Annotated in this window: 23 protein-coding genes; 14 read left to right on the top strand and 9 right to left on the bottom strand. The window is 63.5% G+C overall.

Translation table 11 applies throughout. The features are described from left to right. The first annotated feature begins 2 nt into the window (after positions 1 to 2). From AACG97_RS14710 to AACG97_RS14670, 9 genes are all read left to right on the top strand, one after another. A complete protein-coding gene (locus AACG97_RS14710) occupies positions 3 to 878 on the top strand; it encodes a substrate-binding periplasmic protein (RefSeq protein ID WP_054905455.1) in 876 nt (291 codons plus the stop codon). Between the two features lie 35 nt (positions 879 to 913). Continuing rightward, positions 914 to 1,681, top strand: a complete 768-nt coding sequence (locus AACG97_RS14705; protein WP_197886643.1) for a quinoprotein dehydrogenase-associated SoxYZ-like carrier — start codon at positions 914 to 916, stop codon at positions 1,679 to 1,681. A 38-nt stretch (positions 1,682 to 1,719) separates the two neighbouring features. Then, positions 1,720 to 2,652 (top strand): quinoprotein relay system zinc metallohydrolase 1, encoded by a 933-nt coding sequence (locus AACG97_RS14700; protein WP_115294305.1) that lies wholly within the window; start codon positions 1,720 to 1,722, stop codon positions 2,650 to 2,652. 242 nt (positions 2,653 to 2,894) lie between these two features. After that, positions 2,895 to 4,682, top strand: coding sequence for a PQQ-dependent alcohol dehydrogenase PedH (gene pedH / locus AACG97_RS14695; RefSeq protein ID WP_173889374.1), 1,788 nt, complete (start codon positions 2,895 to 2,897; stop codon positions 4,680 to 4,682). A 119-nt stretch (positions 4,683 to 4,801) separates the two neighbouring features. Beyond that, the gene (gene exaC / locus AACG97_RS14690) at positions 4,802 to 6,322 is read left to right on the top strand and encodes an acetaldehyde dehydrogenase ExaC (protein ID WP_054912999.1); all 1,521 of its coding nucleotides are present in this window, start codon (positions 4,802 to 4,804) and stop codon (positions 6,320 to 6,322) included. 258 nt (positions 6,323 to 6,580) lie between these two features. Next, the gene (gene pqqA / locus AACG97_RS14685) at positions 6,581 to 6,652 is read left to right on the top strand and encodes a pyrroloquinoline quinone precursor peptide PqqA (protein WP_003243383.1); all 72 of its coding nucleotides are present in this window, start codon (positions 6,581 to 6,583) and stop codon (positions 6,650 to 6,652) included. A gap of 52 nt (positions 6,653 to 6,704) precedes the next feature. After that, positions 6,705 to 6,977, top strand: coding sequence for a pyrroloquinoline quinone biosynthesis peptide chaperone PqqD (pqqD, locus tag AACG97_RS14680; RefSeq protein ID WP_029885144.1), 273 nt, complete (start codon positions 6,705 to 6,707; stop codon positions 6,975 to 6,977). A gap of 88 nt (positions 6,978 to 7,065) precedes the next feature. Continuing rightward, a complete protein-coding gene (gene ercA / locus AACG97_RS14675; RefSeq protein ID WP_009682320.1) occupies positions 7,066 to 8,229 on the top strand; it encodes an alcohol dehydrogenase-like regulatory protein ErcA in 1,164 nt (387 codons plus the stop codon). Further along, on the top strand, positions 8,213 to 9,877 hold the full coding sequence (locus AACG97_RS14670; protein ID WP_115294306.1) for a PAS domain-containing hybrid sensor histidine kinase/response regulator: 1,665 nt from the start codon (positions 8,213 to 8,215) through the stop codon (positions 9,875 to 9,877). The genes ercA and AACG97_RS14670 overlap by 17 nt, the downstream gene beginning before the upstream one ends. A 102-nt stretch (positions 9,878 to 9,979) precedes the next feature. On the opposite strand, the gene AACG97_RS14665 is transcribed toward AACG97_RS14670, so the two are convergent. The 6 genes from AACG97_RS14665 to AACG97_RS14640 form a co-directional block, all read right to left on the bottom strand. Continuing rightward, complete coding sequence (locus tag AACG97_RS14665) at positions 9,980 to 10,702, bottom strand: proteasome-type protease (RefSeq protein ID WP_029885142.1); 723 nt, start codon at positions 10,700 to 10,702, stop codon at positions 9,980 to 9,982. Between the two features lie 73 nt (positions 10,703 to 10,775). Beyond that, a complete protein-coding gene (locus AACG97_RS14660) occupies positions 10,776 to 11,555 on the bottom strand; it encodes a transglutaminase family protein (RefSeq protein ID WP_029885141.1) in 780 nt (259 codons plus the stop codon). Further along, entirely contained in the window at positions 11,552 to 12,502 is a 951-nt protein-coding gene (locus AACG97_RS14655) for an alpha-E domain-containing protein (RefSeq protein WP_009682316.1), read from the bottom strand. The genes AACG97_RS14660 and AACG97_RS14655 overlap by 4 nt, the downstream gene beginning before the upstream one ends. A 3-nt stretch (positions 12,503 to 12,505) precedes the next feature. Further along, positions 12,506 to 13,915, bottom strand: a complete 1,410-nt coding sequence (locus AACG97_RS14650) for a circularly permuted type 2 ATP-grasp protein (protein WP_029885140.1) — start codon at positions 13,913 to 13,915, stop codon at positions 12,506 to 12,508. Between the two features lie 361 nt (positions 13,916 to 14,276). After that, a complete protein-coding gene (locus AACG97_RS14645; RefSeq protein WP_029885138.1) occupies positions 14,277 to 15,314 on the bottom strand; it encodes a methionine synthase in 1,038 nt (345 codons plus the stop codon). A 27-nt stretch (positions 15,315 to 15,341) separates the two neighbouring features. Continuing rightward, positions 15,342 to 16,325, bottom strand: coding sequence for a DUF1852 domain-containing protein (locus tag AACG97_RS14640; RefSeq protein ID WP_197885259.1), 984 nt, complete (start codon positions 16,323 to 16,325; stop codon positions 15,342 to 15,344). 470 nt (positions 16,326 to 16,795) lie between these two features. Between AACG97_RS14640 and AACG97_RS14635 the strand changes: the two genes are divergently transcribed. The 3 genes from AACG97_RS14635 to AACG97_RS14625 all read left to right on the top strand — a co-directional run bounded on the left by AACG97_RS14635 (position 16,796) and on the right by AACG97_RS14625 (position 18,108). Next, positions 16,796 to 16,936: a hypothetical protein gene (locus tag AACG97_RS14635; protein ID WP_009682311.1), complete on the top strand. Its 141-nt coding sequence runs from the start codon at positions 16,796 to 16,798 to the stop codon at positions 16,934 to 16,936. 101 nt (positions 16,937 to 17,037) lie between these two features. Next, positions 17,038 to 17,163, top strand: coding sequence for a hypothetical protein (locus tag AACG97_RS14630; RefSeq protein ID WP_263975082.1), 126 nt, complete (start codon positions 17,038 to 17,040; stop codon positions 17,161 to 17,163). Between the two features lie 6 nt (positions 17,164 to 17,169). After that, positions 17,170 to 18,108: a LysR family transcriptional regulator gene (locus AACG97_RS14625; protein ID WP_125854655.1), complete on the top strand. Its 939-nt coding sequence runs from the start codon at positions 17,170 to 17,172 to the stop codon at positions 18,106 to 18,108. Here AACG97_RS14625 and AACG97_RS14620 read toward each other — a convergent pair. Continuing rightward, a complete protein-coding gene (locus AACG97_RS14620; RefSeq protein ID WP_125854656.1) occupies positions 18,085 to 19,215 on the bottom strand; it encodes a porin in 1,131 nt (376 codons plus the stop codon). The genes AACG97_RS14625 and AACG97_RS14620 overlap by 24 nt on opposite strands. Before the next feature lie 333 nt (positions 19,216 to 19,548). On the opposite strand from AACG97_RS14620, the gene AACG97_RS14615 reads away from it, so the two are divergent. Further along, positions 19,549 to 20,850: an MFS transporter gene (locus AACG97_RS14615; RefSeq protein WP_177433794.1), complete on the top strand. Its 1,302-nt coding sequence runs from the start codon at positions 19,549 to 19,551 to the stop codon at positions 20,848 to 20,850. A 1-nt stretch (position 20,851) separates the two neighbouring features. Further along, positions 20,852 to 22,036: a M20 aminoacylase family protein gene (locus AACG97_RS14610; RefSeq protein ID WP_197885257.1), complete on the top strand. Its 1,185-nt coding sequence runs from the start codon at positions 20,852 to 20,854 to the stop codon at positions 22,034 to 22,036. Positions 22,037 to 22,111: 75 nt separating this feature from the next. On the opposite strand, the gene AACG97_RS14605 is transcribed toward AACG97_RS14610, so the two are convergent. Beyond that, positions 22,112 to 23,527 carry an efflux transporter outer membrane subunit gene (locus AACG97_RS14605; RefSeq protein ID WP_225786397.1) on the bottom strand — a complete coding sequence of 472 codons (1,416 nt, stop codon included), beginning with the start codon at positions 23,525 to 23,527 and terminating at the stop codon, positions 22,112 to 22,114. Then, a complete protein-coding gene (locus tag AACG97_RS14600; RefSeq protein ID WP_125854659.1) occupies positions 23,524 to 26,703 on the bottom strand; it encodes an efflux RND transporter permease subunit in 3,180 nt (1,059 codons plus the stop codon). The genes AACG97_RS14605 and AACG97_RS14600 overlap by 4 nt, the downstream gene beginning before the upstream one ends. Positions 26,704 to 26,710: the final 7 nt, after the last annotated feature.

Below are 26,710 nucleotides of genomic sequence, written 5' to 3'. Positions count from 1 at the left end.
CCATGCGCCTGATGGCGGTGCTGTTCAGTGCCCTGTTGCTGTGCTGTGCGGCGGCCCAGGCGCAAGTGCGCAACTACGACACGATCATCGCCGCCGGGGAGCTCAAAGTAGCGGTGTACAAGGACTTTGCGCCTTACAGTTTCCAGGACCACGGCCAGCCGCGGGGCGTGGATGTGGACCTGGCGCAGGCACTGGCCGAGGCGATGGGCGTGCGCCTGAAACTGATCTGGGCGCCGCCTGGGGAAAAGCTCGACGACGACCTGCGGGACTACATCTGGCGCGGCAGCCCGCTGCGTCATCAGCAATTGGCAGACCTGATGCTGCGGGTGCCCTACGACCACGATTATGCGCAGAGGCGCAACGAGCTGGGCGAGCTGGAAAACGCTCAGGTGGTGATGTTCGGCCCGTATCAGCAAGAACGTTGGCAGGTGGCCTATGACCGCCGCCGGTTGCCTTCGGTGGCCAGTGTCGCGGTATTCCAGCAGCACCCGATTGGGGTAGAGGTCGACAGCGTGCCGTCGTTCTACCTGACCTCGGTGCTCAACGGCATGCTCAGCGCCAAGACCCACCATTACCCCGGCGTGCAGCAAGCCTTCGCCGCCATGCAGGCCGGTGAGGTAGACGCGGTGATGGCCATGCGCGGCGAGGTCGACTGGCAACTGCATGAGGCCGCGAACCCACAGCTGGCGTTGGCGGAAAATGCGTACCCCAACCTGGGCAAGCAGGCCTGGGACATCGGCATGGCCGTGCATGAAAGCAACCGGCAGTTGGCCTATGCGGTCGAGGAGGCGCTAGAGGTGTTGATACGGGAGGGGCGCATGCAGGCGATCTATGCCCAGTACGGCCTGCGTTACCAGGTGCCGGACATGTACCAGTAGCCTGGGCTCGGCAGCCCGGTAAATGGGAGCGGATCATGAACCTCAAAGCAACCTTGCTGCTGGCCTGCTGGCTACCTTGGGCAAGCCAGGCCCTGGCCAGCGAGCCGCCTGCCAACCAGGACCCGGTGCCCTCGGTGATGTGGGACTTCTACCACAAGCAACTGCTCGACCAGGCAGCGTTCGTCTTCGATGAGCGGGTCAAGCTGCTGGCTCCACCTTTTGCCGAGGACGCACGCCAGGTGCCGTTGGAAATCGATGCCCGCGCGTTCACTGGCGAGGTGGTGCGCATCATTGCCTGGGCCGAACTCAACCCGCTGCCGCGCATTGTCGACTTCCAGCCCGGCGAACGGGTACTGCCGTGGTTATCGCTGCGTATCCGTATCGAGCAGGCCACACCACTTCGCGCGGCGGTGCTCACGCGCGACGGCCTGTGGCACGTGGGCTCGACCCTGATCGATGCTGCCGGCGGTGGTTGTACCGCCCCCAGCGTGGTGCGCACCCAGCCCGGCTGGGAAGAGCACCTCGGCGAGGTGCTGGGGGGCCGCTACCCGCGTGGCGACAGCAGCCGCCTGCGCCTGCAGGTGGCGCACCCGATGGACAACGGCCTGGTCAGTGGCATTCCCGAGTTCTACCTCAACCATGCCGAGTTGCAAGGCGCCGATGGCCAGCGCCTGGCCAGCCTGACGCTGTACCCGGCGGTCAGCGAGAACCCGAACCTGAGTTTCGATATCCAGGGCCCCGGGCCGACCCGGCTGTTGTTGCAGGACAACAGCGGTAACCAGTTCGAGGCGGCAGTGCCTTGAGCGCGGTCGCCATCCACCCCTGAACCGAGGCGCCTGCCATGCGTTGGATCCTGCTGTTGCTGTTGTGCCTGGGCCTTCCGGCCCAGGCCAACCTGGATTACCGGCTCGCCCCCCGGCAGATTGCCGAGGGTACCTGGCTGCTGGAGGGCAGTACCGACAATTTCGCCAAGGCCAATGGCGGCAACGTGGTCAACACGGCCTTCATCGTGACCGACGAGGGGGTGGTGGTGATCGACAGCGGGCCGTCCAGACGCTATGGCGAGGCCTTGCGCCAGGCGATTGCCACGGTGACCGACAAGCCGGTGCTGGAAGTGCTGCTGACCCATCATCACCCGGACCATGTGCTGGGCAACCAGGCGTTCACCGACGTGCCCATCGGTGCCCTGGCCGGCACCGCTGCGTTGTTGCGCGAGCAAGGCGATGCCATGGCGGAAAACATGTACCGCCTGGTTGGTGACTGGATGCGAGGCACCGAGGTGGTGCTGCCGACCCGGGTCGTGGAGCCGGGTGTGCGCGAGGTGGGCGGGCACCGCCTGCGCCTGCTCGGGCTACGCGGGCATACCGGTGCGGACCTGGCGATCCTCGATGAAACGACCGGGGTGCTGTTTGCCGGCGACCTGCTGTTTTATCAGCGTGCCCTGACCACCCCCAACAGCCCGGGCCTCGATGTGTGGCTGCACGACCTCGACACCTTGCAGGCGCTGCCCTGGAAGCAGCTGGTAGCCGGCCACGGGCCGCTGGCCAGTGATGCGCAACCGTTCTTGCAGATGCGCGACTACCTCACCTGGCTGGACAACCTGCTGCGCGACGGCGCCGCCCGTGGCGACGATATGGCCGAAATGATCCGCAGCCCGATACCCGAACGCTTCGCCGGCCTGAGCCTGACGCGCTACGAACTTATTCGCAGTGTCAGCCACCTATACCCGCGGTACGAACGCCAGCAACTTCGGCGGGTAGATAGTACGCCCTGAGCCAGACGCTACGGCGTGGGAGCGGCCATGCGCCGCGAGAGGGCGGCGCAGCAGCGCCGGCAATTTCCGCTGACACCAACCCAGGGGCCGCTTTGCGCCCCTTTCGTTTAAAAGGCAGCTGCTACCAAGGAACTAGAAATCTCCACACTGCGAGCAATTGTTGGCAAACACCCCGGGACCAAGAATTCCCGGCACACCGGGAAAATTTCCCGGGCACAACAAAAAAACCAAAGGTAGCCGACATGACCCGATCCCCACGTCGTCCCGCGTTCGCCGTGAGCCTGGTGCTCAGCGCCATGTTGCTGGCCGGCGCTGCCCACGCCGCCGTCAGCACTGAAGACATCCTCCAGGACCCGAAGAACCCCCAGCAGATCGTGACCAATGGCCTGGGCGTGCAGGGCCAGCGTTACAGCCCGCTGGACATGCTCAACACCAACAACGTGAAGGAACTGCGCCCGGTCTGGGCGTTTTCCTTCGGCGGTGAGAAGCAGCGCGGCCAACAGGCGCAGCCGCTGATCAAGGATGGGGTGATGTACCTGACCGGCTCCTACTCGCGGGTATTCGCCGTGGACGCGCGAACCGGCAAGAAACTGTGGCAGTACGATGCGCGCCTGCCCGATGACATCCGCCCATGCTGCGACGTGATCAACCGGGGCGTGGCGTTGTACGGCAACCTGGTGTTCTTCGGCACCCTCGACGCCAAGCTGGTGGCGCTGAACAAGGACACCGGCAAGGTGGTGTGGAGCAAGAAGGTGGCCGACCACAAGGAAGGCTATTCGATCAGCGCCGCGCCAATGATCGTCAACGGCAAGCTGATTACCGGCGTGGCTGGCGGCGAGTTCGGTGTGGTGGGCAAGATCCAGGCCTACAACCCGGAAAACGGTGAGCTGCTGTGGATGCGCCCCACCGTGGAAGGCCACATGGGGTATGTGTACAAGGACGGCAAGGCCATCGAAAACGGTATTTCCGGTGGCGAAGCCGGCAAGACCTGGCCGGGCGACCTGTGGAAGACCGGCGGTGCAGCGCCGTGGCTGGGCGGCTACTACGACCCGGAAACCAACCTGATCCTGTTCGGCACCGGCAACCCGGCACCGTGGAACTCCCACCTGCGCCCAGGGGACAACCTGTATTCCTCATCGCGCCTGGCACTGAACCCGGACGATGGCACGATCAAATGGCATTTCCAGAGCACGCCACACGACGGTTGGGACTTTGATGGCGTCAACGAGCTGATCTCGTTCAACTACAAGGACGGCGGCAAAGAGGTCAAGGCCGCTGCCACTGCCGACCGCAACGGCTTCTTCTACGTGCTGGACCGCACCAACGGCAAGTTCATCCGCGGCTTCCCCTTCGTCGACAAAATCACCTGGGCCACTGGCCTGGACAAGAACGGCCGGCCGATCTACAACGAGGCCAGCCGCCCGGGTGCACCGGGCAGCGAAGCCAAGGGCAGCTCGGTGTTCGTTGCCCCGGCGTTCCTCGGTGCGAAAAACTGGATGCCGATGGCCTATAACCAGGACACCGGGCTGTTCTACGTGCCGTCCAACGAGTGGGGCATGGACATCTGGAACGAGGGCATTGCCTACAAGAAAGGGGCGGCGTTCCTGGGCGCCGGCTTCACCATCAAGCCGCTCAACGAAGACTACATCGGTGTGCTACGTGCCATCGACCCGGTCAGCGGCAAGGAAGTGTGGCGCCACAAGAACTATGCACCGCTGTGGGGTGGGGTACTGACCACCAAGGGCAACCTGGTGTTCACCGGTACCCCGGAAGGCTTCCTGCAGGCGTTCAACGCCAAGACCGGCGACAAGGTCTGGGAGTTCCAGACCGGCTCAGGCGTGCTCGGTTCGCCGGTGACCTGGGAAATGGACGGCGAGCAGTACGTATCGGTGGTGTCCGGCTGGGGCGGCGCGGTGCCGCTGTGGGGCGGCGAAGTGGCCAAGCGGGTCAAGGACTTCAACCAGGGCGGCATGCTCTGGACCTTCAAGTTGCCCAAGCAGTTGCAGCAGACCGCCAGCGCCAAACCCTGACCCCTACTACCAAATGACGAGAGCCCCGCTGCCAACGATGCATTCGCCTGGCAGGCGGGGCTTTTTACCATCGGCATATCGCCTGTCGTGGGACAGGCATTGACCTGCAGAGGCTCAGCATGATCTACGCACAACCCGGAACCCCAGGCGCCGTCGTTTCCTTCAAACCGCGCTATGGCAACTTCATCAATGGCGAGTTCGTGGCGCCCTTGGCTGGCCAGTACTTCACCAACAGCTCGCCGGTCAACGGCCAACCGATCGCCGAATTCCCACGTTCTAGCGCACAGGATATCGAGCGCGCCCTGGACGCTGCCCATGCCGCGGCTGACGCGTGGGGCAAGACCTCGGTGCAGGAGCGGGCCCTGGCGCTGCTGAAAATCGCCGACCGGATCGAACAGAACCTCGAAGTGCTGGCGGTTACCGAAAGCTGGGACAACGGCAAGGCCGTACGCGAAACCCTGAATGCCGACGTGCCGCTGGCCGCGGACCACTTCCGTTATTTTGCGGGCTGCATTCGTGCCCAGGAAGGTGGCGCGGCGGAAATCAACGAAACCACCGTGGCGTATCACCTGCACGAACCGCTGGGTGTGGTCGGGCAGATCATCCCGTGGAACTTCCCGTTGCTGATGGCCGCCTGGAAACTCGCCCCGGCGTTGGCGGCGGGTAACTGCGTGGTGCTGAAACCGGCCGAGCAGACGCCGCTGTCGATCACCATTTTTGCCGAGCTGATCGCCGACCTGCTGCCGGCCGGGGTGCTGAACATCGTCCAGGGCTATGGCCGTGAGGCTGGAGAGGCGCTGGCCACCAGCAAGCGTATTGCCAAGATCGCCTTCACCGGGTCGACCCCGGTGGGCTCGCACATCATGAAGTGCGCGGCCGAGAATATCATCCCGTCTACCGTCGAACTGGGTGGCAAGTCGCCGAACATCTTCTTCGAAGACATCATGCAGGCGGAGCCGGCGTTCATCGAGAAAGCCGCCGAGGGCCTGGTGTTGGCGTTCTTCAACCAGGGCGAGGTGTGCACCTGCCCCTCGCGTGCGCTGATCCAGGAGTCGATCTACGAACCGTTCATGGCCGAGGTGATGAAGAAGATCGCCAAGATCAGCCGTGGCAACCCGCTGGACACCGAAACCATGGTTGGCGCCCAGGCGTCGGAGCAGCAGTACGACAAGATCCTCTCGTACCTGCAGATTGCCCGGGAGGAGGGTGCCGAATTGCTCACTGGCGGTGCTGCCGAGCGCCTGCAGGGTGACCTGGCCAGCGGCTATTACATTCAGCCGACCCTGCTCAAGGGCCACAACCGGATGCGCGTGTTCCAGGAAGAGATCTTCGGCCCGGTGGTGGGGGTGACCACCTTCAAGGACGAAGCCGAGGCCCTGGCGATTGCCAACGACAGCGAGTTCGGCCTGGGGGCCGGCCTGTGGACCCGCGACATCAACCGTGCCTACCGCATGGGCCGCGGCATCAAGGCCGGCCGGGTATGGACCAACTGCTACCACCTGTACCCCGCGCATGCGGCATTCGGTGGCTACAAGAAGTCGGGTGTGGGCCGTGAGACGCACAAGATGATGCTCGACCATTACCAGCAGACCAAGAACCTGCTGGTGAGCTACGACATCAACCCGTTGGGCTTCTTCTGACCCCCTGATGAACCTGCGCGGTTGGCGCAGCGGCCTGTTGTCGCGGCCAGGCTGCGCAGCCACCCTCATTGCTGTAGCGGTGCAGCGAATGCCAGGCCGCCTGCCCAGGCGCCCTGGCTGGCCTGATGGCAATGTGTGGCAACCCCGTTGCTACCAATGCACCCGGCAAACTCGTTCCAAAGTAGCATTCGCCCTCACCACCGCCCATGCATTAATGCCTCTACCGGAATCGCCCGGCACAAGAAGAGGACATGCCCCATGTGGACCAAACCCGCCTACACCGACCTGCGCATTGGCTTTGAAGTGACGATGTACTTCGCCAACCGCTGATGCCTGCCCGGCCACCGTCAAGGTGGCCGGATCCCCACGCCCGGTGCCTGCCGTGAAACTGATCGACCGCCAGCAGACACTGGCCCTGGCCAAGGGCTTGCGGCTACGCTGGGACCCGTTGCAGGCATGCCATGTGCTGCTGTACCCCGGGGGCGTCATCGAGCTCAACGCCAGTGCCGGCTGGGTGCTGGAGTTGCTGGACGGCCAGCGCAGTACGGCAGCGATCATCGACCAGCTGGCACAGCGTTTTCCCGGGGTTCCCGGCCTTGGCGAGGACGTACTGGCGTTCCTTGAGGTGGCCCGCGCCAAGGCGTGGATCGAATGATGCCTGTGCCGCTTTGGTCTGGTTGCTTTCGCCGCGGGATGCTTTACGCTGGCGGTTATCTTCCAGAACAATAAGAACAGGCTTTACGATGAGCCAGAGTTTCAGCCCCCTTCGCAAGTTCGTTTCGCCTGAAATCATCTTTGGTGCCGGCTGCCGACATAATGTGGCCAACTACGCCAAGACCTTTGGTGCGCGCAAGGTCCTGGTGGTCAGCGACCCTGGGGTGATTGCCGCTGGCTGGGTGGCCGACGTCGAGGCCAGCCTGCAGGCGCAGGGTATCGACTATTGCCTGTACACGGCCGTTTCGCCCAACCCCCGGGTCGAGGAGGTGATGCTCGGCGCCGAGATCTACCGGCAGAATCACTGCGATGTGATCGTCGCGGTCGGTGGTGGCAGCCCGATGGATTGCGGCAAGGCCATTGGGATCGTGGTCGCCCACGGGCGCAGCATCCTCGAGTTCGAGGGCGTGGACATGATTCGCGTGCCCAGCCCGCCGTTGATCCTGATCCCGACCACCGCCGGTACCTCGGCCGATGTGTCGCAGTTCGTGATCATCTCCAACCAGCAGGAGCGCATGAAGTTCTCCATCGTCAGCAAGGCGGTGGTGCCCGACGTGTCGCTGATCGACCCGCAAACCACGTTGAGCATGGACCCGTTCCTGTCGGCTTGTACCGGCATCGACGCGCTGGTGCATGCCATCGAGGCGTTCGTGTCTACCGGTCATGGCCCGCTGACCGACCCCCATGCGCTGGAAGCCATGCGCCTGATCAACGGCAACCTGGTGGAAATGATCGCCAACCCCGGCGACATTGCCCTGCGCGAGAAGATCATGCTCGGCAGCATGCAGGCGGGGCTGGCGTTCTCCAACGCGATCCTGGGCGCGGTGCATGCCATGTCGCACAGCCTCGGCGGTTTCCTCGACCTGCCTCATGGCCTGTGCAATGCGGTGCTGGTCGAGCACGTGGTGGCGTTCAACTACAGTTCGGCGCCCGAGCGCTTCAAGGTCATTGCCGAGGTCTTCGGCATCGACTGCCGCGGCCTCAACCACCGGCAGATCTGCGGCCGCCTGGTGGAACACCTGATTGCCCTGAAGCACGCCATCGGCTTCCATGAAACCTTGGGCCTGCACGGGGTGCGCACGGCCGATATTCCGTTCCTGTCGCAACATGCGATGGATGACCCGTGCATCCTCACCAACCCGCGCGCGTCGAGCCAGCGAGATGTCGAGGTGGTCTATGGCGAGGCCCTCTGACGAGCAGCAGCGGGCGCTGGCAGGGCTGCTAGGCCTGGGCGACCACTCGGCGCGTAAAAGCCACTACCCGGAATTGTCTGCCCGGCTGGATGAACTGGAAGCCGAGCGCAACCGCTACAAATGGCTGTTCGAGAACGCCGTGCACGGCATTTTCCAGGCCAGCCTGCAGGACGGCATGCGTGCTGCCAACCCGGCATTGGCCCGTATGCTCGGCTATGACGACCCACAGCAAGTGCTGTTTTCCCTGACCGACCTGGCGACCCACCTGTTCGATGGCGGTGCGCAAGAGCTGCAGGCGATTACCGCGATTCTCGCCCGGGAGCACAGCCTGCATGGCTATGAAACCCGGCTGCGGCGCAAGGATGGCAGCCACCTCGACGTGCTGATGAACCTGCTGCTCAAGCCCGGTCACGAAGGCCTGGTTGAAGGCTTCGTGGCCGATATCACCGAGCGCAAGCAGGCCCAGCAGCGCCTGCAACAGCTCAATGACGAACTGGAGCAACGGGTTGCTGCACGTACCGATGAGCTGATCGAGGCGCGCGATGCTGCCGAAGCCGCCAACCGCAGCAAGGACAAGTACCTGGCCGCTGCCAGCCATGACCTGCTGCAACCGCTGAACGCCGCGCGCCTGTTGATCTCCACCTTGCGTGAGCGGCCGCTGCCAGATGCCGAACATGTGCTGGTGGAGCGTACACACCAGGCGCTGGAGGGCGCCGAAGACCTGCTGACCGATTTGCTGGATATCTCGCGGCTCGACCAGGCTGCGGTCAGGCCCGATGTGGCGGTTTATCGCCTGGATGAGCTGTTTGCGCCTTTGATTTCAGAATTCCGCTCGGTGGCCGATGCCGCGGGCCTGAAATTTCACGCCAGGGTTGCCGATTATGCCGTCAGCACGGATCTGCGCTTGCTGACGCGCATTCTGCGCAACTTCCTCAGCAATGCCTGCCGCTACACCGACGAGGGCCGCGTTCTGTTGGGGGCAAGGCGCCGCGGCGAACACTTGCGCCTGGAGGTATGGGACAGCGGGCGCGGCATCGCCCAGGACCGTTTGCAAGCCATATTCCTGGAGTTCAACCAGCTGGACGTTGGCCGCGCAGCGGACCGCAAGGGTGTAGGCCTGGGGTTGGCCATTGTCGAGCGGATCGCCAAGATTCTCGGCTACCGGATCGAAGTGCGTTCGTGGCCGGGGCGTGGCTCGGTGTTCAGCATCGAGGTACCGCTTGGCCAGGCGCTGCCGCCGCTCCTGCAGCCCACGCTGCCCCAGCCCACTGCCGGCAACCCGCTGCCGGGCCGTCGCCTGCTGGTGCTGGACAACGAAGTGAGCATTCTCGAAAGCATGGGCGCGTTGCTGGGGCAGTGGGGCTGCGAAGTGGTCACCGCCACCGATCAGCAGGGTGCCTTGCAGGCGCTTGAAGGGCGCGCCCCGGAGCTGATCCTGGCTGACTTTCATCTGGATCACGGCGTGGTGGGCTGTGAGGTGGTGCGGCAGTTGCGCGAACATTACGCCAGCGCCATACCCGCGGTCATCATCACGGCCGACCGCAGTGACCAGTGCCGGCGCTCGTTGCGCAAGCTTGGCGCACCGTTGCTGAACAAACCGGTGAAACCAGGCAAGTTGCGTGCGGTATTGAGCCAGTTGCTGGGCTGAGCGGCATGAGGCGTATTGGGGGGCGGCACCGCCCTTTGAGGGGGCGGGCTCATCCACGAAAAGGCCGGGCCTGCTGGCCGGGATTTCCCGGCCATTCCCCCATCAGCCATACGGCGGCGCCGGCAGCTCGGCCAGCAAGGTTTTCAGGCCTTCGCCCCACTGCCGGCGAATCTGCTGGTAATAGGCATCGTCGCTGGCGATGCGGATGGGCTGCGGTGCCTCCAGGGCATCGGCTCGGTACACCAGCAAGTCCAGCGGCATGCCTACCGACAGGTTGCTGCGGATGGTGGAGTCGAACGAGATCAGGCCACAGCGCAACGCCTCATCCAGCGGGGTGCGGTACTCCAGGTTGCGGTCGAGTATGGGCCGCCCGTATTTGCTTTCCCCCAACTGCAGGAAAGGCGTGTCGCGCGTGGCCTGGAAAAAGTTGCCTTGGGCATAGACGTTGTAGATCGCCATCGGCCCGCCCGCAATCTGGCCACCGACGATGAACGAGCTGCTCAGGTCGATACCGGCCGTCAGCTTGCTGCGGTCGCGGCACACCACCTCGCGCAGGGTATCGGCCACCAGCACGGTGGCATCGTAGAGCGTGGCGACATTCAGCAGGTGCGGGCCGCTGCCCTGGCTGCGTTGCTGCAGCAGGTTGACCACTGACTGCGAGGTTGCCAGGTTGCCCGCCGTCTGCAGCACGATCAGGCGCTCACCGGGTACGCTGAAGACGAACAACTTGGCAAAGGTGGAGATCTGGTCGATACCGGCATTGGTGCGTGAGTCGCTGATGAAAACCAGCCCGTCTTGCAGGTGCATGGCGACACAGTAAGTCATGCAAGTTCCCTTGTGTGGCAGAGGTAGTGGCCTTGCTGCAGGCGCGCAGCAAGGCTGGCTTGAGGGCCAGGCGTCACTGGCGATGCACGTGAACACTGGCTTGCATGGACTCGGTGCCACCCCCGCGGCGCACGCCCCTGACCGGGCAGGCGTCGAGGTAGTCCAGGCCCACGGCCAGCTTCAGGTGCCGCTCGGGCCGGGTCAGGCGGTTGGTGATGTCGAAGCTGTACCAGGCGTCGTCGACCCAGGCTTCGGCCCATGCATGGCTGGCCAGGTGCTGTTCATCCTCGGTGCACAGGTAGCCGGAAACATAGCGGGCCGGCACCCCCAGGCTACGGGCGCAGGCCAGGAAGGCATGGGTATGGTCCTGGCACACGCCCGCACCGGCATTGAACGCTTCGCTGGCCGTAGTGCCGACGGAGGTCGACCCTGGGCTGTAGGGCATGCGCTCGGCCAGCCCCTGCATCAGGTCGATCAATGCGGCGCGGTCACGGTGCGTGCCGCATTGCTGGGCGGCGAAGGCCACCAGCGCGTCATCGGCCAGGGTCAGGTGGCTGCCACGCAAGAACGGCAGGGGTGACTGGCAGGCTGCCTCCTGTTCGCAGGCCGGGTCGATTTCGACCTGGCCGCTGGCAGTAAGGGCCAGGTGCCCATGGGGCTTGTCCAGCGTCAGCACATGCAGGATGTTGCCGTACGGGTCGATCTGGCTCTTCACCTTGCAAGGCAGGTCCAGTTGCCATTCGACGATGCGCTGGCGTTCGCTGCTGCGCGGGGTAAGGCGCAGGAACTGAATGCTGTTGGACACATCACTGGCGTAGCTGTAGGTGGTGTCGTGGCGGATGGACAGTTTCATACAACCTCCAGGTAGGAGTGATGGACCGCCTGGCCCAGTTGGTTGACGCGGCCGATGAAATCGCTGAGCCAGGGATGCAGCCCGGCGTCGAGGATTTCGTCGATGGCGGTGTAGCGCAGCCGCGCGTTGAGCTCGGCGGCCAGCCGCTGGGCCGCTCGCCCGGTACTGCCAGGCAGGCCGGCCAGGATCTGGTCCAGCTCCTCGATACAGGCATGCAGCGAGCGCGGCACGTCGACGCGCAGCAACAGCAATTCGGAAACCGGCCCGGCACTGGGCGCGGCGCGGTAGATTTCATTGAAGGCTTCGTAGGAGGTCAGGGCGCGCAGCAAGGCACTCCACTGGTAAAAACCCCTGGCCGAGTCGTCGCTGACCTCGTCGGAGGCCTCGCCGAACATTTCATAGCGCGCATCGAGCAGCCGCAGGGTGTTGTCGGCCCGTTCCAGGAAGGTGCCCAGGCGAATGAAGCTGTAGGCATCGTTGCGCATGATGGTACCGGAGGTGGCGCCGCGGAACAGGTGCGAGCGCTCCTTGACCCAGTCACAGAACTGGCTGATGCCGTAGCGGCCCAGCCCGTTGCTGGCAATGTTGCGCATTTCGATCCAGGTGGCGTTGATGTTCTCCCACATGTCCGCCGTTATCCGCCCGCGCACTGCATGGGCGTTGGTTCTGGCCGCCTGCAGGCAGCAGTAGATGCTGCCGGGGTTGGTGGCATCGAGGGCGAAGAAATGCAGCATGCGCTCGGTGTCGAGCTCGGCGTGGCGACGGATGTAGTCGTCGAGCGTGCCCGAGGCCAACAGTGACATGGCCAGTTCGGCATGGCCGTCGCTGCGCCCCGCCTGCGGCATCAGTGACAGCGAGTAGCTGACCTCGAGCATGCGCGCCAGGTTTTCCGCACGTTCCAGGTAGCGGGACATCCAGTACAGATCAGAAGCAGTTCGCGAAAGCATGGTTCAGTCCTCCACCACCCAGGTGTCTTTGGTACCGCCACCTTGTGACGAGTTGACCACCAGCGAGCCTTCCTTCAGCGCCACGCGGGTCAGGCCGCCTGGCACCAGGCGGGTTTCGCTGCCCGACAGTACGAACGGGCGCAGGTCGATATGCCGCGGCGCGATGCCGCTGTCGACGAAGGTCGGGCAGGTGGACAGGCACAAGGTCGGTTGCGCGATATAGGCATGTGGACGCGCTTTGATGCGGGCGCGGAAGTCCTCGATCTGCGCGGCAGTGGCGGCGGGCCCGACCAGCATGCCGTAGCCGCCGGAGCCCTGGGTTTCCTTGACCACCAGTTCGGGCAGGTTGGCCAGTACATGGGACAGGTCGGCCGGCTTGCGGCACTGCCACGTCGGTACGTTGTTGAGGATCGGCTCCTCGCCCAGGTAAAAGCGGATCATGTCGGCGACATAGGGGTAGATCGACTTGTCGTCGGCTACGCCGGTGCCCACCGCGTTGGCCAGCACTACGTTGCCGGCGCGGTACACCGAAATCAGCCCGGGCACGCCCAGCATCGAGTCGGGGTTGAACGAGAGGGGGTCGAGGTAGTCGTCGTCCAGCCTGCGGTAAATCACATCGACCCGTTGCGGGCCGGCGGTCGTGCGCATGTACACATGCTCGTCGCGCACGAACAGATCGGCGCCTTCGACCAGCTCGATGCCCATTTCGCGGGCCAGGAAGGCATGCTCGAAATAGGCACTGTTGAAGCGCCCTGGGGTAAGCAGCACAGCGGTGGGGTTATCCAGCGGGCTGGCGCTCTTGAGCGTGTCCAGCAGCAGGTTGGGGTAGTGGTCGATGGGCGCGATGCGCTGGGCGGCGAACAGCTCGGGGAACAGGCGCATCATCATCTTGCGGTCTTCGAGCATGTAGCTGACACCACTGGGGGTGCGCAGGTTGTCTTCCAGCACGAAATAGCTGCCATCGCCATCGCGCACCAGGTCCACGCCGGCGATGTGCGCATACAGGCCCCGGTGCAGGTCCAGGCCCTGCATGGCGATCTGATAACCCTCGTTGGCCAGGACCTGCTCTGGTGGGATGATCCCGGCCTTGAGGATGCGCTGGTCGTGGTAGATGTCTTCCAGGAACAGGTTCAGGGCCTGCACGCGCTGGATACAGCCGCGCTCGACCGTACGCCACTCGCTGGCGCGGATGCTGCGCGGGATGATATCGAAGGGGATCAGCCGCTCGGTGTCCTGTTTGTCGCCATACAAGGTAAAGGTGATACCGGCGCGGTGGAACAGCAGGTCGGCCTCGCGCCGGCGCTGCTCCAGCAGCTCCAGCGGGGTGTTCGCCAGCCAGCGGGCGAACTCTTGGTAGTGCGGGCGGCAGCTGCCGTTCGCGTCGTACATTTCATTGAAAAAAGCCCGGGACATACCCACTCCTTGCCGCCGTTACCGGCAGCTTCATTGCCGTTCATCTGCGTCTTTCAGGGTGCTGCCTTGCTGGTAAGTGGGGGTGTCTTCAGCCTCGGTCGCGTTGGGTTGCGGGTGCATTCCGTTCACCAACCAGCATTGCAATGAAAGTGCCGAAAACCCGGTGCAGTGCCGGGCAGGCCAGGGAATGGGCGGTGGGCAGCGGTTTTGCTGGGCGGCGCCTGGTCCAGGCGGGGTGAGGTGGCGGCCGGCTGACCGGCCGGCATGCATCAAAACAGGGCGCCTGGTGTGCAGCCGCGTTTTTTGAACCGAGTTGGTGCGTACCGCCATGCCGGCCAGGCTAGGCAGGCGGTTCAACACCTCAACCCGCGTTGGCGGTCAGTTCCTGGCGAACGATGGCAGCACCGGCGCTCAACGCCTTGAGCTTGCCGCTGGCGACCGCGCGCGGCAGTGGGGCCATGCCGCAGTTGGTGCAGGGGTAGAGTTTGTCGGCGTCGACGAACTGCAACGCCTTGCGCAGGGTGTCGGCCACGGCTTCGGGCGTTTCGATGGCAGGGTTGGCGACATCGATGGCACCGACCATGACCTTCTTGCCCCGAATCAGCTCAAGCAGTTCCATCGGCACATGGGCGTTGTGGCACTCCAGCGAAATGATATCGATGCTCGACTGCTGCAACGTCGGGAACACCTGTTCATATTGCCGCCATTGCGCCCCCAGGGTCTGTTTCCAATCGGTGTTGGCCTTGATCCCGTAGCCATAGCAGATGTGCACCGCGGTTTCGCACTTGAGCCCTTGAACGGCGCGCTCCAGGGCGGCCACGCCCCAGTCGTTGACCTCATCGAAGAACACATTGAACGCCGGTTCGTCGAACTGGATGATATCGACGCCCGCCGCTTCCAGTTCCAGTGCTTCCTGGTTGAGTAGCCTGGCAAATTCCCAGGCCAGTTTTTCCCGGCTTTTGTAATGGCTGTCATACAGCGTGTCGATCATGGTCATTGGGCCCGGCAGCGCCCACTTTATTGGCTGGGCAGTTTGCTGGCGGAGGAACCTGGCATCGTCGACGAACACCGGTGCCTGTCGCGCGACAGCACCCACCACCGAGGGCACGCTGGCGTCGTAGCGATCGCGAATGCGCACGGTCTGGCGTTGCTGGAAATCGACCCCGCTCAAGTGTTCGATGAACGTGGTCACGAAATGTTGGCGGGTCTGTTCGCCGTCACTGACGATATCGATGCCCGCGTGCTGCTGTTCCTGCAAGGCCAGGCGCAAGGCGTCCTGTTTGCCTTCGGCCAGCTGCGCGCCCTGCAATTTCCAGGGTGACCAGAGTGTTTCAGGCTCCGCCAGCCAGGTAGGCTTGGGCAAACTGCCGGCAGTGGAGGTGGGAAGTAGCGTGTTCATCAGCGGTTACCTTGTGCGTTGAGGTGATCAGCCGGCGTATTGAGCGGACCATTGCTCCAGGGTGGTCTGGTACGGTTTGACGAAGCGCTCCTCGGCAAACCTGCCTTGTTCGAGCGCCAGGCGGCTGCGCTCTTCGCGGTCGTAGACAATGCGTGTAAGCGAATAGTCCTGGTGCTGCAGGCTCGGTTGGTAGGCCATTGCGGCTGCCGCATTGGCGTTGTAGATCTCGGGGCGGTAGATCTTCTGAAAGGTTTCCATGGTGCTGATGGTGCTGATCAGCTCCAGGTTGCTGTAGTCGGCCAACAGGTCACCGGCAAAGTAGAAAGCCAATGGCGCCACGCTGCCGGGCGGCATGAAGTAGCGCACCTTGAGCCCCATCCTGCTGAAGTATTCGTCGGTCAGCGAGTGGTCGTTCTGGTGATACTCCACGCCCAGCACCGGGTGCTGGTTTTCAGTGCGGTGGTAAACCCTGCTGCTCGACACACTCAGGCAGATGACCGGCGGCTTGTCGAAGTGCGCCTTGTAGGTGGCCGAGTTGATGAAGCACTTGAACAGCTTGCCATGCAGTTCGCCAAAGTTGTCCGGCGTGCTGAAGCTTGGCCGACCCTTGTTGTGTTCCAGCAACAACACACTGAAGTCGTAGTCCCGCACGTACGAGGAAAAGTTGTTACCGACCATGCCGTTGATACGGCGGTTGGTGGTGTGGTCGACGATATGGGTCTGCAACAGCTCGATCATCGGCAGGCCGCTGCTGCGCTGTTCACTGTGCAGGTGCAGTTCCACCGAAATGATATCCAGCTCTACGCTGTAACGGTCTGCATAAGTATTGTCCCAGTGCGCCAGGGCGTTGAAGCGGTTGTCGATCATCTGCAAGGTGTTGCGCAGGTTTTCCTGGCGGTTTTCCCCCCGCGCCAGGTTGGCGAAATTGGTGGTGATGCGGGTGTTTTCGCCGGGCTGGTAGTGCTCGTCGAAAGCGATGCGCTGCACAGTGAATTGCGGTGCGTAAGCCATGTTGTACGGTGTCCTGATGCCTGGCTCGTGCCGTTGGGTAGTGCAAGCAGGCAACTATTGCCATGGCGCGAGCGACGTGATGTCCGTGTTCAGGCCGTATTCTAGGCAGGATCCCTACATGAATGATATTGAAGATAAATCACTAATGATTTAGAACCGCTCATGATGCTGGGGTGTCGGGAGTAGGCAACGGGAAGGAAAGCTTGTGTATGCGGTCGAGCGCGGGCGGTTGGCCCTGTGATCTTGCTCGCAACTTTCCAGACTAAAGGTACGGAATTTTCAAGTTGGCATGAATATCCCATGTTAGTCGGGAGTCCAGTCTCCACCTACTGCACTACCTCCATCACCTCCACGGAAGAACAAGAAAGGGGGCTAACATGAGTTGTCTGATTTGCGCAGGGCACGCGGATTCCGTCGAATGCACCCTTGGATGGGAGGAGCGGCGCTGTGCCCAATGCGGGTGTTACCGAATGTCCCAGTCGCTGATCCTGTTGATGATGGAAGAGGGGCAGATCTTCGACACTGAGCGCATGCGCCAATGGCTGGTCGTGCGGCGTGGGCAGGTGCCGGTGCCCGCCATCGACCATGAGCACGCCATACTGCGCCTGTGAGTGGCGCAGACGCTCAGGTGCCTGTACAGGCAGTTGTGTACCTGGCTGGCTGACCTGCGGCATCATAGCCGCTCGGCCACCCACTGACCCAGGATGCTGCAATGCGCAAAGTTGGCGAGCGACTGCCCGACGTGAACCTGTACCCGTCCAACAACCATGCTGGCGCCTGCACCCAGGGCCCGAACGCTTCTGCCATTGGCCAGCGTCACCAGCAGCGCACAAGGTAAAGACGGTTGAAACTTCACCAGCTCCGGGCGCTTGTCGCCATTCACAATGCCGGTAGCATCCTCGAAGCCTCCAAGCTCCTGCACATTACCCAACCTGCCCTGAGCCGTTCGATCAAGGAGCTGGAGCGCGAGGTGGGCTTCGCTTTGCTGCAACGCTCACCCAAGGGCATGGCCCTGACCGAGGAAGGCAAGCGCGTGATCCGCCATGCCAACCTGGTGGTCGAAAGTATTCGCCGCCTGCAGCTCGAAGCGGCGAGCATCCAGGACGCCACGCTGGGCGCGGTGTCGATCGGCGTCACCTCGCTCACGGCCATGCTTGACGGGGTGGATGAAAGTATCCTGGCGTTCCGGCGTAAATACCCGCGGGTCAAACTCACCATCACCGACCTGCGCCCTAGCCAGATCCTGCAACGTTTGCGCGATGGCAGCCTGGACTTCGCCATCACATCGCAGCAGCCGCTCAGCCGCCTGAGCCTGGACTGGGAGGCGCTTGGCAGCATCAAGGGCAGCGTGATCTGCCATGTGTCGAACCAGCAGCAGTTCAGCAAATCGCTGCGCACATTGCAGTACGCCCACTGGATCAGCCTAGACGAATTGGCCGATCAGGCTTCGCAGTTTCACCAGCTGTTCGAGGCCAACGGCCTGCCCGTGCCGCAAAATACCGTGGAGTGCACCTCGGTAATGATGGCGCTCAAGCTGCTGCAGAATACCGAGGCGCTGATGACCATCAGCCAACTGGCGGTGGACCAGAGTTTCAGGTACGGCATTGGCAGCGACTTCGTGGTCATGCCGGTGCAAGAGCTGATCCCGGATTACCCGATCAACCTGGTTTGCATCGACCGCCATAGCCTCACCACACCTGCGCAGGAGCTGTATCACAGCTTGCGCGGGCGGGTGCTGAGGCAAGCCCGGGCAGGGGCGTCAGAAGTGGTAGTACATGCCTAGCGCGACGTTGACCGGGTCGTCGCCCGCTTGCTCGAGCGGGGTACCTGCGTAGGTGACCGCCGAAGCGGGCTGGTTGGCGATCAGGCCGACCCGACCATACACGGCCCAGCGCGGGGTCACGAAGTGGTCGTAGCCAACCATTGCCGCGAAGGCGTCCTGGTCCTTGGCGGTGACCTGGCGTTGCATGATTGCCAGGCGTAGCACATCGCGTTCGCCAACCGGCACCATTGCGCCTGCAGTGATCAACGTGGTGCTGGGGCTGCCGGCCTGGTCCACGTCCTGGCGTTGCCAGGTCAGGCTGGTGGCCAGCGGGCCGAAGTCGTAGAACGCCGACAGGCTCTTGTAGCGGTTGGCGGTCTGGCGCGTGTTGCCAGCGTCGTCCCATGGGTCGCTGTAGTACAGGTTGTAGGAGCCCAGCAGCATCACCCGCTCGTTGCGGTATTGCAGGCGCGCGCCACCGCCTCGCAGGGTGCGCCCCTGGCTGGCGGCATCGTCGAAACCAAGGCTCACTGCCGTGCCCAGGCTGAAACCGTTCAGGTTCGGGGTGGTGTAGGCCAGTGTGTGCTTGGGGCGCAGGTCCAGGTAATAGGCGCCCTTGCCGGCTGCTGGCAGGGCCAGGTAGGTGTAGGGCGAGCCGTATGTGGCCAGGAACGGGTCGGCGTAGGTGGGGGTGCCCATGCTGTAGGTCTTGCCGAACTCCAGTTTACCCAGGCTTTTCGAACGTAGGGCCACAGCCGCCAGGCGCAGGCTGCCGACAGTGTCCCAGCTGCCTTCCAGTGCCTGGCCATTGAGGTTGAAGCCTTCTTCGGCGATCAGTTCCAGCGCGCTGTCAGCGCTTAGCCCCTTGCGCGCATACAGCCCAAGCTTGTTGGTCCAGGCACCGCCGCCGGCCAGCCTGAAGCCCGCGTGCCGCTGCGAGTCGTGGTAGCTGGCAAAGGCGTCCACGGTGCCGTAGACCTTGAACGTGTCATCAAAGCCGTAGTCCACCCCGTAATAACCGAAACCAGGCGCGATCCGGGCGAGTGCCGGAAAGCCCTCTGCCTGTGCCTCAGCGGCCAGGCAAGCGCTTTGGATCATCAACAGCAACGATGTAGTGCGAGTGTTCATTCACGACTCCAGGCCAGCACGATGATGGGGTGGCTGTAGCGTCGGTGAATAACCCGTTGCAGTGTGATTGCTTATTCGGCCAGTGCATGCCGTTTGGTTAAGCCAATGGGCGCCTTTGCGGTGGCGCATGACCGGTGCTCATGCCCTTGGCAACGGCTGACCTGCGGCCATCGGGCAACGCCTGCAGCATCGGTTGCATGCCTGTCGGGGTGCCGACCCCAGGGCGCTGGGCTGATTAACCCCGGGTTAACCAATTGCCGAAACTGCAAGTGTATTGACTGCCCGATTGGCCGATATTCGTTGCACGCCGCGATTCGCCAACGGAGAAAAACAATGACAACACCGCTACCCGCACCGCCAGTTCTGCAGGCGGATGCGCCTTGCAGTGCGCACTCATCGTCCTCGCGTAAAACCTTGATTGCCTGCTCGCTGGGCAATGCGCTGGAAATGTACGACTTCACGATCTACAGCTTTTTCGCTGTATTGATCGGCAAGCATTTCTTCCCGTCCGATTCGGCAATGGCTTCGCTGTTGATGTCGCTGGCCACCTTCGGCGTCGGCTTTCTGATGCGGCCGGTCGGGGCCATGGTCATTGGCCGTTACGCCGACCGGCATGGGCGCAAGGCGGCCTTGTCGCTGACGATTGGCTTGATGACCCTGGGTACGGCATTGATCGCGTTCACCCCCACCCATGCGCAGATCGGTATCTGCGCCACGCTGCTGCTGGTGGCCGGTCGGCTGATTCAGGGCCTGTCGGCCGGCGGCGAGATCGGTACCGCATCGGTGTTCCTGATGGAGTCCAGCGCTGTTGGCAAGCGCTGCCAGAGCGTCAGTTGGCAGGCGGCCAGCCAGGGCTATGCCGCCCTGGTGGGGGCAGGGTTCGGTCTGGCGCTCAGCCAATGGCTCGAGCCGGACGCGCTGGAAAGCTGGGGTTGGCGCATCCCGTTCATTTTCGGCCTGCTGATCGGCCCGGTCGGCTGGTACATTCGCACGCGGTTGCCGGAAACCCATACCGCCGAAGCGGCGCGTTCAGGCGAGCCGGTGCTGGATGCCGTCCTGCTCAAGCGAATCGCCCTGGGCATTGGCCTGATGGCCAGCTCGACCATCGGCATGTACCTGTTCGTGTTCTACATGCCCACCTACCTGACCACCGCCTTGCATTACCCGCCAGGCAGCGCGATGGCGATCGCCTGCATCAGCAGCGGCTGCATGGCGCTCATCTGCCCACTGGCGGGCAAGTTCGCCGACAAGCACCAACTGCGCAAGCGCCTGCTGGTATGGACGGTCGCCACGCCGGTGGTGCTGACCCTGCCGGTGTTCTACCTGCTCGGGCATATCCAGCACATGGGGCTGGCAATGATGTGCGTGGCGGTGCTGATCCTGCCCACCTGCATGGGCGCCGGTGCGTTCTTTGCCCTGATGATGGAGGGGTTCCCCAAGGCGCAGCGCTCTTTCGGCACTTCGGTCAGCTACAGCCTGGGGGTAACCCTGTTTGGGGGGTTCTCACCGTTGGTGGCCACCTGGCTGATCGCTGCGCTGGGTACGCCATTGGCCCCGGCCTACTTCTTGTTGGCCGGTGGTGCAGTCAGCCTGGTCTGCCTCAACTACTTCCCTGAAAACAAAGGATGCGAGTGACATGGGTACTTTGCAGAGTGATCAGCCGTTGCAACCAACTGCAGCGCTCGATGCGTTTGTCATGCTGCGCCGGCAGATCCACGCCGCGCCGGAGATAGGCGGCGACACCCCGGGAACGGCGGCGCTGGTAGCCGACACACTGCAGGCGCTGGGCTATACGGTGCATCGGCAGGTGGGTGGGCACGGGGTGGTGGGGGTGCTGAAGGTGGGTGACAGCCCGCGCAGTATCGGTTTGCGTGCCGACATGGACGCCTTGCCCATGACCGAGAAGAACGCTTTCGTCCATGCCAGCAAGGTGCCCGGGCGAATGCATGCCTGCGGTCATGACGGGCACACCGCAATCCTGCTGGCGGCTGCAGCGCAACTGGCGGCTACCCGCCAGTTCAACGGCACGTTGAACCTGATCTTCCAGCCGGACGAAGAGGGCCTGGCCGGCGCCAGGGCGATGATCGACGACGGGCTGTTCGAACGCTTCCCGTGTGATTCGGTGTATGCCCTGCACAACATGCCCGGCCTGCCGGTGGGCACGTGCGTGGTACAGGCCGGGCCGACCATGGCCTCTTCGCAGCGGGTCAGCATTCGCATCACCGGCAAAGGTGGCCATGGGGCGATGCCGGAACTGTCGGTAGACCCGATAATGGCGTTGCACAGCCTGATCGGTGCGATCCAGACCATCAAGTCGCGCAACCTGAGTGTCGACGACCATGCTGTGATCAGCATCGGCATGATCCAGGCTGGTACGGTGTACAACATCATCCCCGACGAGGCCTGCATGCTGCTGAGCGTGCGCACCGACACGGCCGAGACCCAGCAGAAGATCAACAGCCGGATAGAGGCGTTGGCCAGGGGCCACGCGCAAGCTTTTGGCGTTGAGATCGATGTGCAGTTTACCCAGCTGGCCCCGGCGTTGTGCAACAGCGAGCAAGAAAGTGCGCTGCTGCGCGAGAGCCTGCGACCGCTGTTCGCCGATGGCGCACTGCTGGACAAGCTGCCGAAAAAGGTCATGGGTACCGAAGACTTCGCCTACATGCTGCAGGCGCGGCCAGGCTGTTACTTCATGCTCGGCAACGGCACCGGCGAGTTCCATGGGTGTTCGGTGCACAACCCTTACTATGACTTCAACGATGCGTTGGTGAAGATCGGCGCCGATTGCTGGGTCAAGTGGGTGCAGGACGCGTTGCGCTGAGCCGGGCCGGGTACTACCGCCTGGCCGGTGGCGGCCACACGGTGGTGGCGCCACAGGCCATGGTCGTGCCTGGGGTCAGTGCGCGCTGGCCACGGTCTGCGGTTGCCAGCCGCCACCCAGGGCTTTGTAGATCGAAACGATGCCGCGGTACAGCTCGACCTCGCCTTGCGCTTGCGCATCTTCGGCACTCAACCGTTCGCGTTCGGCATCGAGCAGTACCAGGTAGTCCACGGTCCCCTCGCGATAGCGAATCGAGGCCAGTTGCGCCGCCTTGCGGCTGGCTTCGCTCTGGCGCATCAACGACAGCAACCGTTGTTGGGTCTTGGCGTAGTCGATGAAGGCGTTGGCCGACTCTTCCAGTGCCAGCAACACCTGTTGCTCGTAATTGGCCATGGCGCCTTCGGCGTCGGCCTTGGCCCCGCGCAGGCGGGCCCGCACGCTGCCCAGGTCGAACGCCGCCCAGGTAATGTTGGGGCCCAAGGCCCAGGCGTTGGCCGCCGATGAGCCGAGCTGCGACCCGCGCGCGGCGGTAAAGCCCAGGAAACCGCTGAGGCTGACCCGCGGGAACAGGTCGGCGGTGGCGACGCCGACGTTGGCCGTGGCGGCTGCCAGCTGGCGTTCGGCGCTGCGAATGTCCGGGCGGCGGCGCAGCAGTTCGCCGGGGTCGCCCACCGGCAGCGCCTTGGCGATGGCCGGTAGCGCCTTGGGCGACAAGTCTACGCTGAGGGCGTCGGGGCGCTGGCCGAGGAGAGTGGCGATGCGGTGCCGCGCCCGGGCCTGTTCGGCCTGCAGTTGCGGCACGGTCGCTTCGACCCCGGCCAGGCGGGCATCGGCGCGCACCACGTCGAGGTCGTTGCCGACCCCGGCGTCGCGCAGGGTTTCGGTGATGCTGCGCGATTGCTGCTGGGTCTTGAGGTTGGCCAGGGCAATCTTCTCGCGCAGCTGTGCACCGCGTAATTGCCCATAGGCATCGACCAGTTCGGCGATCAGGCTGACCTGCAACTGCTGCAGGTCGGCGGCAGCGGCCGCTTCCTGCGCTTCACTGGCTTCGATCTGGCGCTGGATGCGGCCGAACAGGTCCAGCTCCCAGGCCATGTCCAGGCCCAGGTCATAGCGTTCGCTGTTCACCCGTTGCTCGGTCTGGCCAGGAACCTGGCCTTTGCCGATATCGCTGCTGGCACGGCTGGTGACCACCGGGAACGGGTCGTTCTCGGCGTCTTCACGGATCGAGCGGGCCGACTTCAGGCGGGCGAAGGCCACGCGCAGATCCCGGTTGCCGGTCAACGAAGCCTGCACCAGCTGGTTCAGTACCGGGTCGTCGAACTGCTTCCACCACAAGCTTTCAAAGTGGCTGCGGTCATAGGCCTTGGCCTGCGCATCAGCGCCCAGCGGGGCAGGTGCGGTGGCGGGGGCCTGGTAGTCCGGGCCGACCGCGCAGGCGGCCAGGGCCAGGGCCAGCAGGCTTGGCGTCAGGGGTTTGAGCAGGTTCATGCGTGGTTCTCCAGCACTTGCACGCGTTCGGCCTTGCGGGCCTGGCGACGCTCGACGAAACGGCGGATCAGGAAGAAGAACACCGGGGTGAGGAACAAGCCGAATACGGTCACGCCGATCATCCCGGAAAACACCGCCACACCCATGGCATGGCGCATTTCCGAGCCTGCACCCGAGCTGAAGACCAGCGGCACCACACCCATGATGAAGGCGATGGAGGTCATCAGGATCGGCCGCAGCCGCAGGCGGCACGCTTCCAGCACGGCAGCCAGCGGGTCGAGGCCCTTGGCTTGTTCGTCCTTGGCGAACTCGACGATCAGGATCGCGTTCTTGCACGCCAGGCCCACCAGCACGATCAGCCCGATCTGGGTGAAGATGTTGTTGTCGCCACCCGATACGATCACACCGGTGATCGCCGACAGCAGGGTCATCGGCACGATCAGGATCACTGCCAGCGGCAGGCTCCAGCTTTCGTACTGGGCAGCCAGTACCAGGAAGGCCAGCAGCACGCACAGCGGGAAGACGAACAGCGCGGTATTGCCCGACAGGATCTGCTGATAGGTCAGGTCGGTCCACTCGAAGGTCATGCCGTTGGGCAGTTCCGCTTTCAGCAGTTTTTCGATGGCCGCCTCGGCCTGGCCAGAGCTGTAGCCGGGCGCTGCGGCACCGTTGATTTCAGCGGTGATGAAACCGTTGTAGTGCATCACACGGTCCGGCCCGGAGGTATCGCTGACCTTGAGGAAGGTCGCCAGCGGTATCATCTCGCCCAGGTTGTTGCGCACCTTCAATTGGCCGATTTGCTCGGCATCGAGGCGGAACTGCTGCTCAGCCTGGACGTTGACCTGGTAAGTGCGGCCAAAGCGGTTGAAGTCGTTGGTGTACAGCGAGCCCAGGTAGACCTGCAGGGTGTCGAAGATGTCGCTGATCGCCACGCCATGGGTCTTGGCCTTTTCCCGGTCGATGGCAGCATCGACCTGCGGCACGTTGACCTGGTAGCTGGTGAACAGGCCCGTCAGCTCCGGCACCTCGTGGCTTTTGGCAATGATGTTCTGGGTTTCCTTGTACAGCGCTTCGTAGCCCAGGTTGCCGCGGTCTTCGATCTGCAGGCGGAAGCCGCCGATGGTGCCCAGGCCTTGTACCGGCGGTGGCGGGAAGATCGCGATGTAGGCGTCCTGAATGTCGGCGAACTGGGCATTGAGCGCGGCAGCGATGGCGGCAGCCGACTGGCTTGGGTCCTTGCGCTCGTCAAACGGCTTGAGTGGGGTGAACACGATGCCGCTGTTCGGGCTGTTGGTGAAGCCGTTGATCGACAGGCCAGGGAAGGCGACCGAGTCGGCCACGCCAGGTTGCTTGAGGGCGATTTCGCTCATGCGCTTGATCACCGCCTCGGTGCGGTCGAGGCTGGCGGCGTCGGGCAACTGGGCGAAGGCCACCAGGTATTGCTTGTCCTGGGCCGGTACGAAGCCGGTGGGGGTAGACGAGAAACCCAGGTAGGTCAGGCCCATCAGGCCGGCGTACACGAACAGGGCGATGCCGCTGGAGCGAATGACCCGGCGCACGCCGCCCACGTAGCGGTGCGAGGCACGGTCGAAAAAGCGGTTGAACGGGGCGAACAGCCAGCTGCCCAGGAGTTTTTCCAGTAACCGCGAGAAACGGTCCTTGGGCGCATGGTGTTCCTTGAGCAGTACGGCAGCCAACGCCGGTGACAGGGTCAGCGAGTTGAATGCCGAGATCACCGTGGAAATGGCGATGGTCAGCGCGAACTGCTTGTAGAACTGCCCGGTCAGGCCGGAAATGAAGGCAGCAGGCACGAACACCGCACACAGGACCAAGGCGGTGGCGATGATCGGCCCGGTCACTTCGGCCATGGCCTTCTGCGTCGCCTCCAGGGGTTTGAGGCCCAAGCCGATATTGCGCTCGACGTTTTCCACCACCACGATGGCGTCGTCCACCACGATACCGATGGCCAGCACCAGGCCGAACAATGACAGGGCGTTGAGCGAGAAGCCGAACAGGTGCATGACCGCAAAGGTGCCGATCAGCGATACCGGCACCGCCAGCAACGGGATGATCGAGGCGCGCCAGGTTTGCAGGAACAGAATGACCACCAGCACCACCAGCACCAGCGCTTCGAACAGGGTGTGCACCACCGCCTCGATGGAGCCGCGCACGAACACGGTCGGGTCATAGACGATGCTGTAGTCCATGCCTTCGGGGAAGTCCTTCTTCAGCTCGGCCATTTTTGCCCGTACTTCGTCGGAGATCTCGATGGCGTTCGAGCCTGGGCGCTGGAAGATCGGCAGTGCCACTGCCGGCTGGTTGTTCAGCAACGAGCGCAGGGCATATTGGCTGGAGCCGAGCTCGACCCGGGCGATGTCTTTCAGCCGGGTGATTTCGCCGTCGGCGCCGGCGCGGATGATGATGTTCTCGAACTCTTCCTCGTTGACCAGGCGGCCCTGGGTGTTGATCGACAGCTGGAAGCTGGTCGAACCCGGGGCGGGCGGGGCGCCCAACTGGCCGGCGGCGACCTGGCGGTTCTGTTCGCGAATGGCTGCGACCACGTCACTGGCGGTGAGGTTGCGCGAAGCAGTTTTGTTCGGGTCGAGCCAGACGCGCAGCGAGTAGTCGCCCATGCCGAACAGCTGCACATCACCCACGCCGCCAAGGCGTGCCAACTCGTCCTTGATATTGAGGATGGCGTAGTTGGACAGGTAGAGCATGTCGTAGCGGTTGTCCGGCGAGGTCAGGTGCACGACCATGGTCAGGTCGGGCGAGGCCTTGTCGACGGTGATACCGATGCGGGTTACTTCTTCCGGCAGCTTGGGCTGGGTGCGGGTGACGCGGTTCTGCACCTGCACCTGGGCGTTGTCCAGGTCGGTGCCCAAGGCGAAGGTGATGGTCAGCGTCAGTTTGCCGTCAGCGGTGGACTGGGAAGACATGTACAGCATGTTCTCCACACCGGTAATGGCTTGCTCCAGCGGCGCAGCCACGGTTTCGCCGATGACTTTCGGGTTGGCACCCGGGAAGTTGGCGCGTACCACCACGGTTGGCGGCACTACCTCGGGGTATTCGCTGATGGGTAACTGGAACAGCGAGATCGAGCCGGCAATCAGCAGCACCAGCGACAGCACGGCGGCGAAGATCGGCCGGGTTATGAAGAATTTGGAGAAGTTCATCGGTCTG

Origin of the sequence: Pseudomonas sp. Nvir, assembly GCF_963778085.1 — a bacterium.
GTDB lineage: Bacteria > Pseudomonadota > Gammaproteobacteria > Pseudomonadales > Pseudomonadaceae > Aquipseudomonas > Aquipseudomonas juntendi.
This window is presented reverse-complemented; position numbering and strand designations above follow the sequence as displayed.

Coding starts and splice junctions, on each gene's coding strand:
- AACG97_RS14710 (WP_054905455.1), top strand. CDS start 3: ATGCGCCTGATGGCGGTGCTGTTCAGTGCCCTGTTGCTGTGCTGTGCG.
- AACG97_RS14705 (WP_197886643.1), top strand. CDS start 914: ATGAACCTCAAAGCAACCTTGCTGCTGGCCTGCTGGCTACCTTGGGCA.
- AACG97_RS14700 (WP_115294305.1), top strand. CDS start 1,720: ATGCGTTGGATCCTGCTGTTGCTGTTGTGCCTGGGCCTTCCGGCCCAG.
- pedH (WP_173889374.1), top strand. CDS start 2,895: ATGACCCGATCCCCACGTCGTCCCGCGTTCGCCGTGAGCCTGGTGCTC.
- exaC (WP_054912999.1), top strand. CDS start 4,802: ATGATCTACGCACAACCCGGAACCCCAGGCGCCGTCGTTTCCTTCAAA.
- ercA (WP_009682320.1), top strand. CDS start 7,066: ATGAGCCAGAGTTTCAGCCCCCTTCGCAAGTTCGTTTCGCCTGAAATC.
- AACG97_RS14670 (WP_115294306.1), top strand. CDS start 8,213: ATGGCGAGGCCCTCTGACGAGCAGCAGCGGGCGCTGGCAGGGCTGCTA.
- AACG97_RS14665 (WP_029885142.1), bottom strand. CDS start 10,702: ATGACTTACTGTGTCGCCATGCACCTGCAAGACGGGCTGGTTTTCATC.
- AACG97_RS14660 (WP_029885141.1), bottom strand. CDS start 11,555: ATGAAACTGTCCATCCGCCACGACACCACCTACAGCTACGCCAGTGAT.
- AACG97_RS14655 (WP_009682316.1), bottom strand. CDS start 12,502: ATGCTTTCGCGAACTGCTTCTGATCTGTACTGGATGTCCCGCTACCTG.
- AACG97_RS14650 (WP_029885140.1), bottom strand. CDS start 13,915: ATGTCCCGGGCTTTTTTCAATGAAATGTACGACGCGAACGGCAGCTGC.
- AACG97_RS14645 (WP_029885138.1), bottom strand. CDS start 15,314: ATGAACACGCTACTTCCCACCTCCACTGCCGGCAGTTTGCCCAAGCCT.
- AACG97_RS14640 (WP_197885259.1), bottom strand. CDS start 16,325: ATGGCTTACGCACCGCAATTCACTGTGCAGCGCATCGCTTTCGACGAG.
- AACG97_RS14635 (WP_009682311.1), top strand. CDS start 16,796: ATGTCCCAGTCGCTGATCCTGTTGATGATGGAAGAGGGGCAGATCTTC.
- AACG97_RS14630 (WP_263975082.1), top strand. CDS start 17,038: ATGCGCAAAGTTGGCGAGCGACTGCCCGACGTGAACCTGTACCCGTCC.
- AACG97_RS14620 (WP_125854656.1), bottom strand. CDS start 19,215: ATGAACACTCGCACTACATCGTTGCTGTTGATGATCCAAAGCGCTTGC.
- AACG97_RS14615 (WP_177433794.1), top strand. CDS start 19,549: ATGACAACACCGCTACCCGCACCGCCAGTTCTGCAGGCGGATGCGCCT.
- AACG97_RS14610 (WP_197885257.1), top strand. CDS start 20,852: ATGGGTACTTTGCAGAGTGATCAGCCGTTGCAACCAACTGCAGCGCTC.
- AACG97_RS14605 (WP_225786397.1), bottom strand. CDS start 23,527: ATGAACCTGCTCAAACCCCTGACGCCAAGCCTGCTGGCCCTGGCCCTG.
- AACG97_RS14600 (WP_125854659.1), bottom strand. CDS start 26,703: ATGAACTTCTCCAAATTCTTCATAACCCGGCCGATCTTCGCCGCCGTG.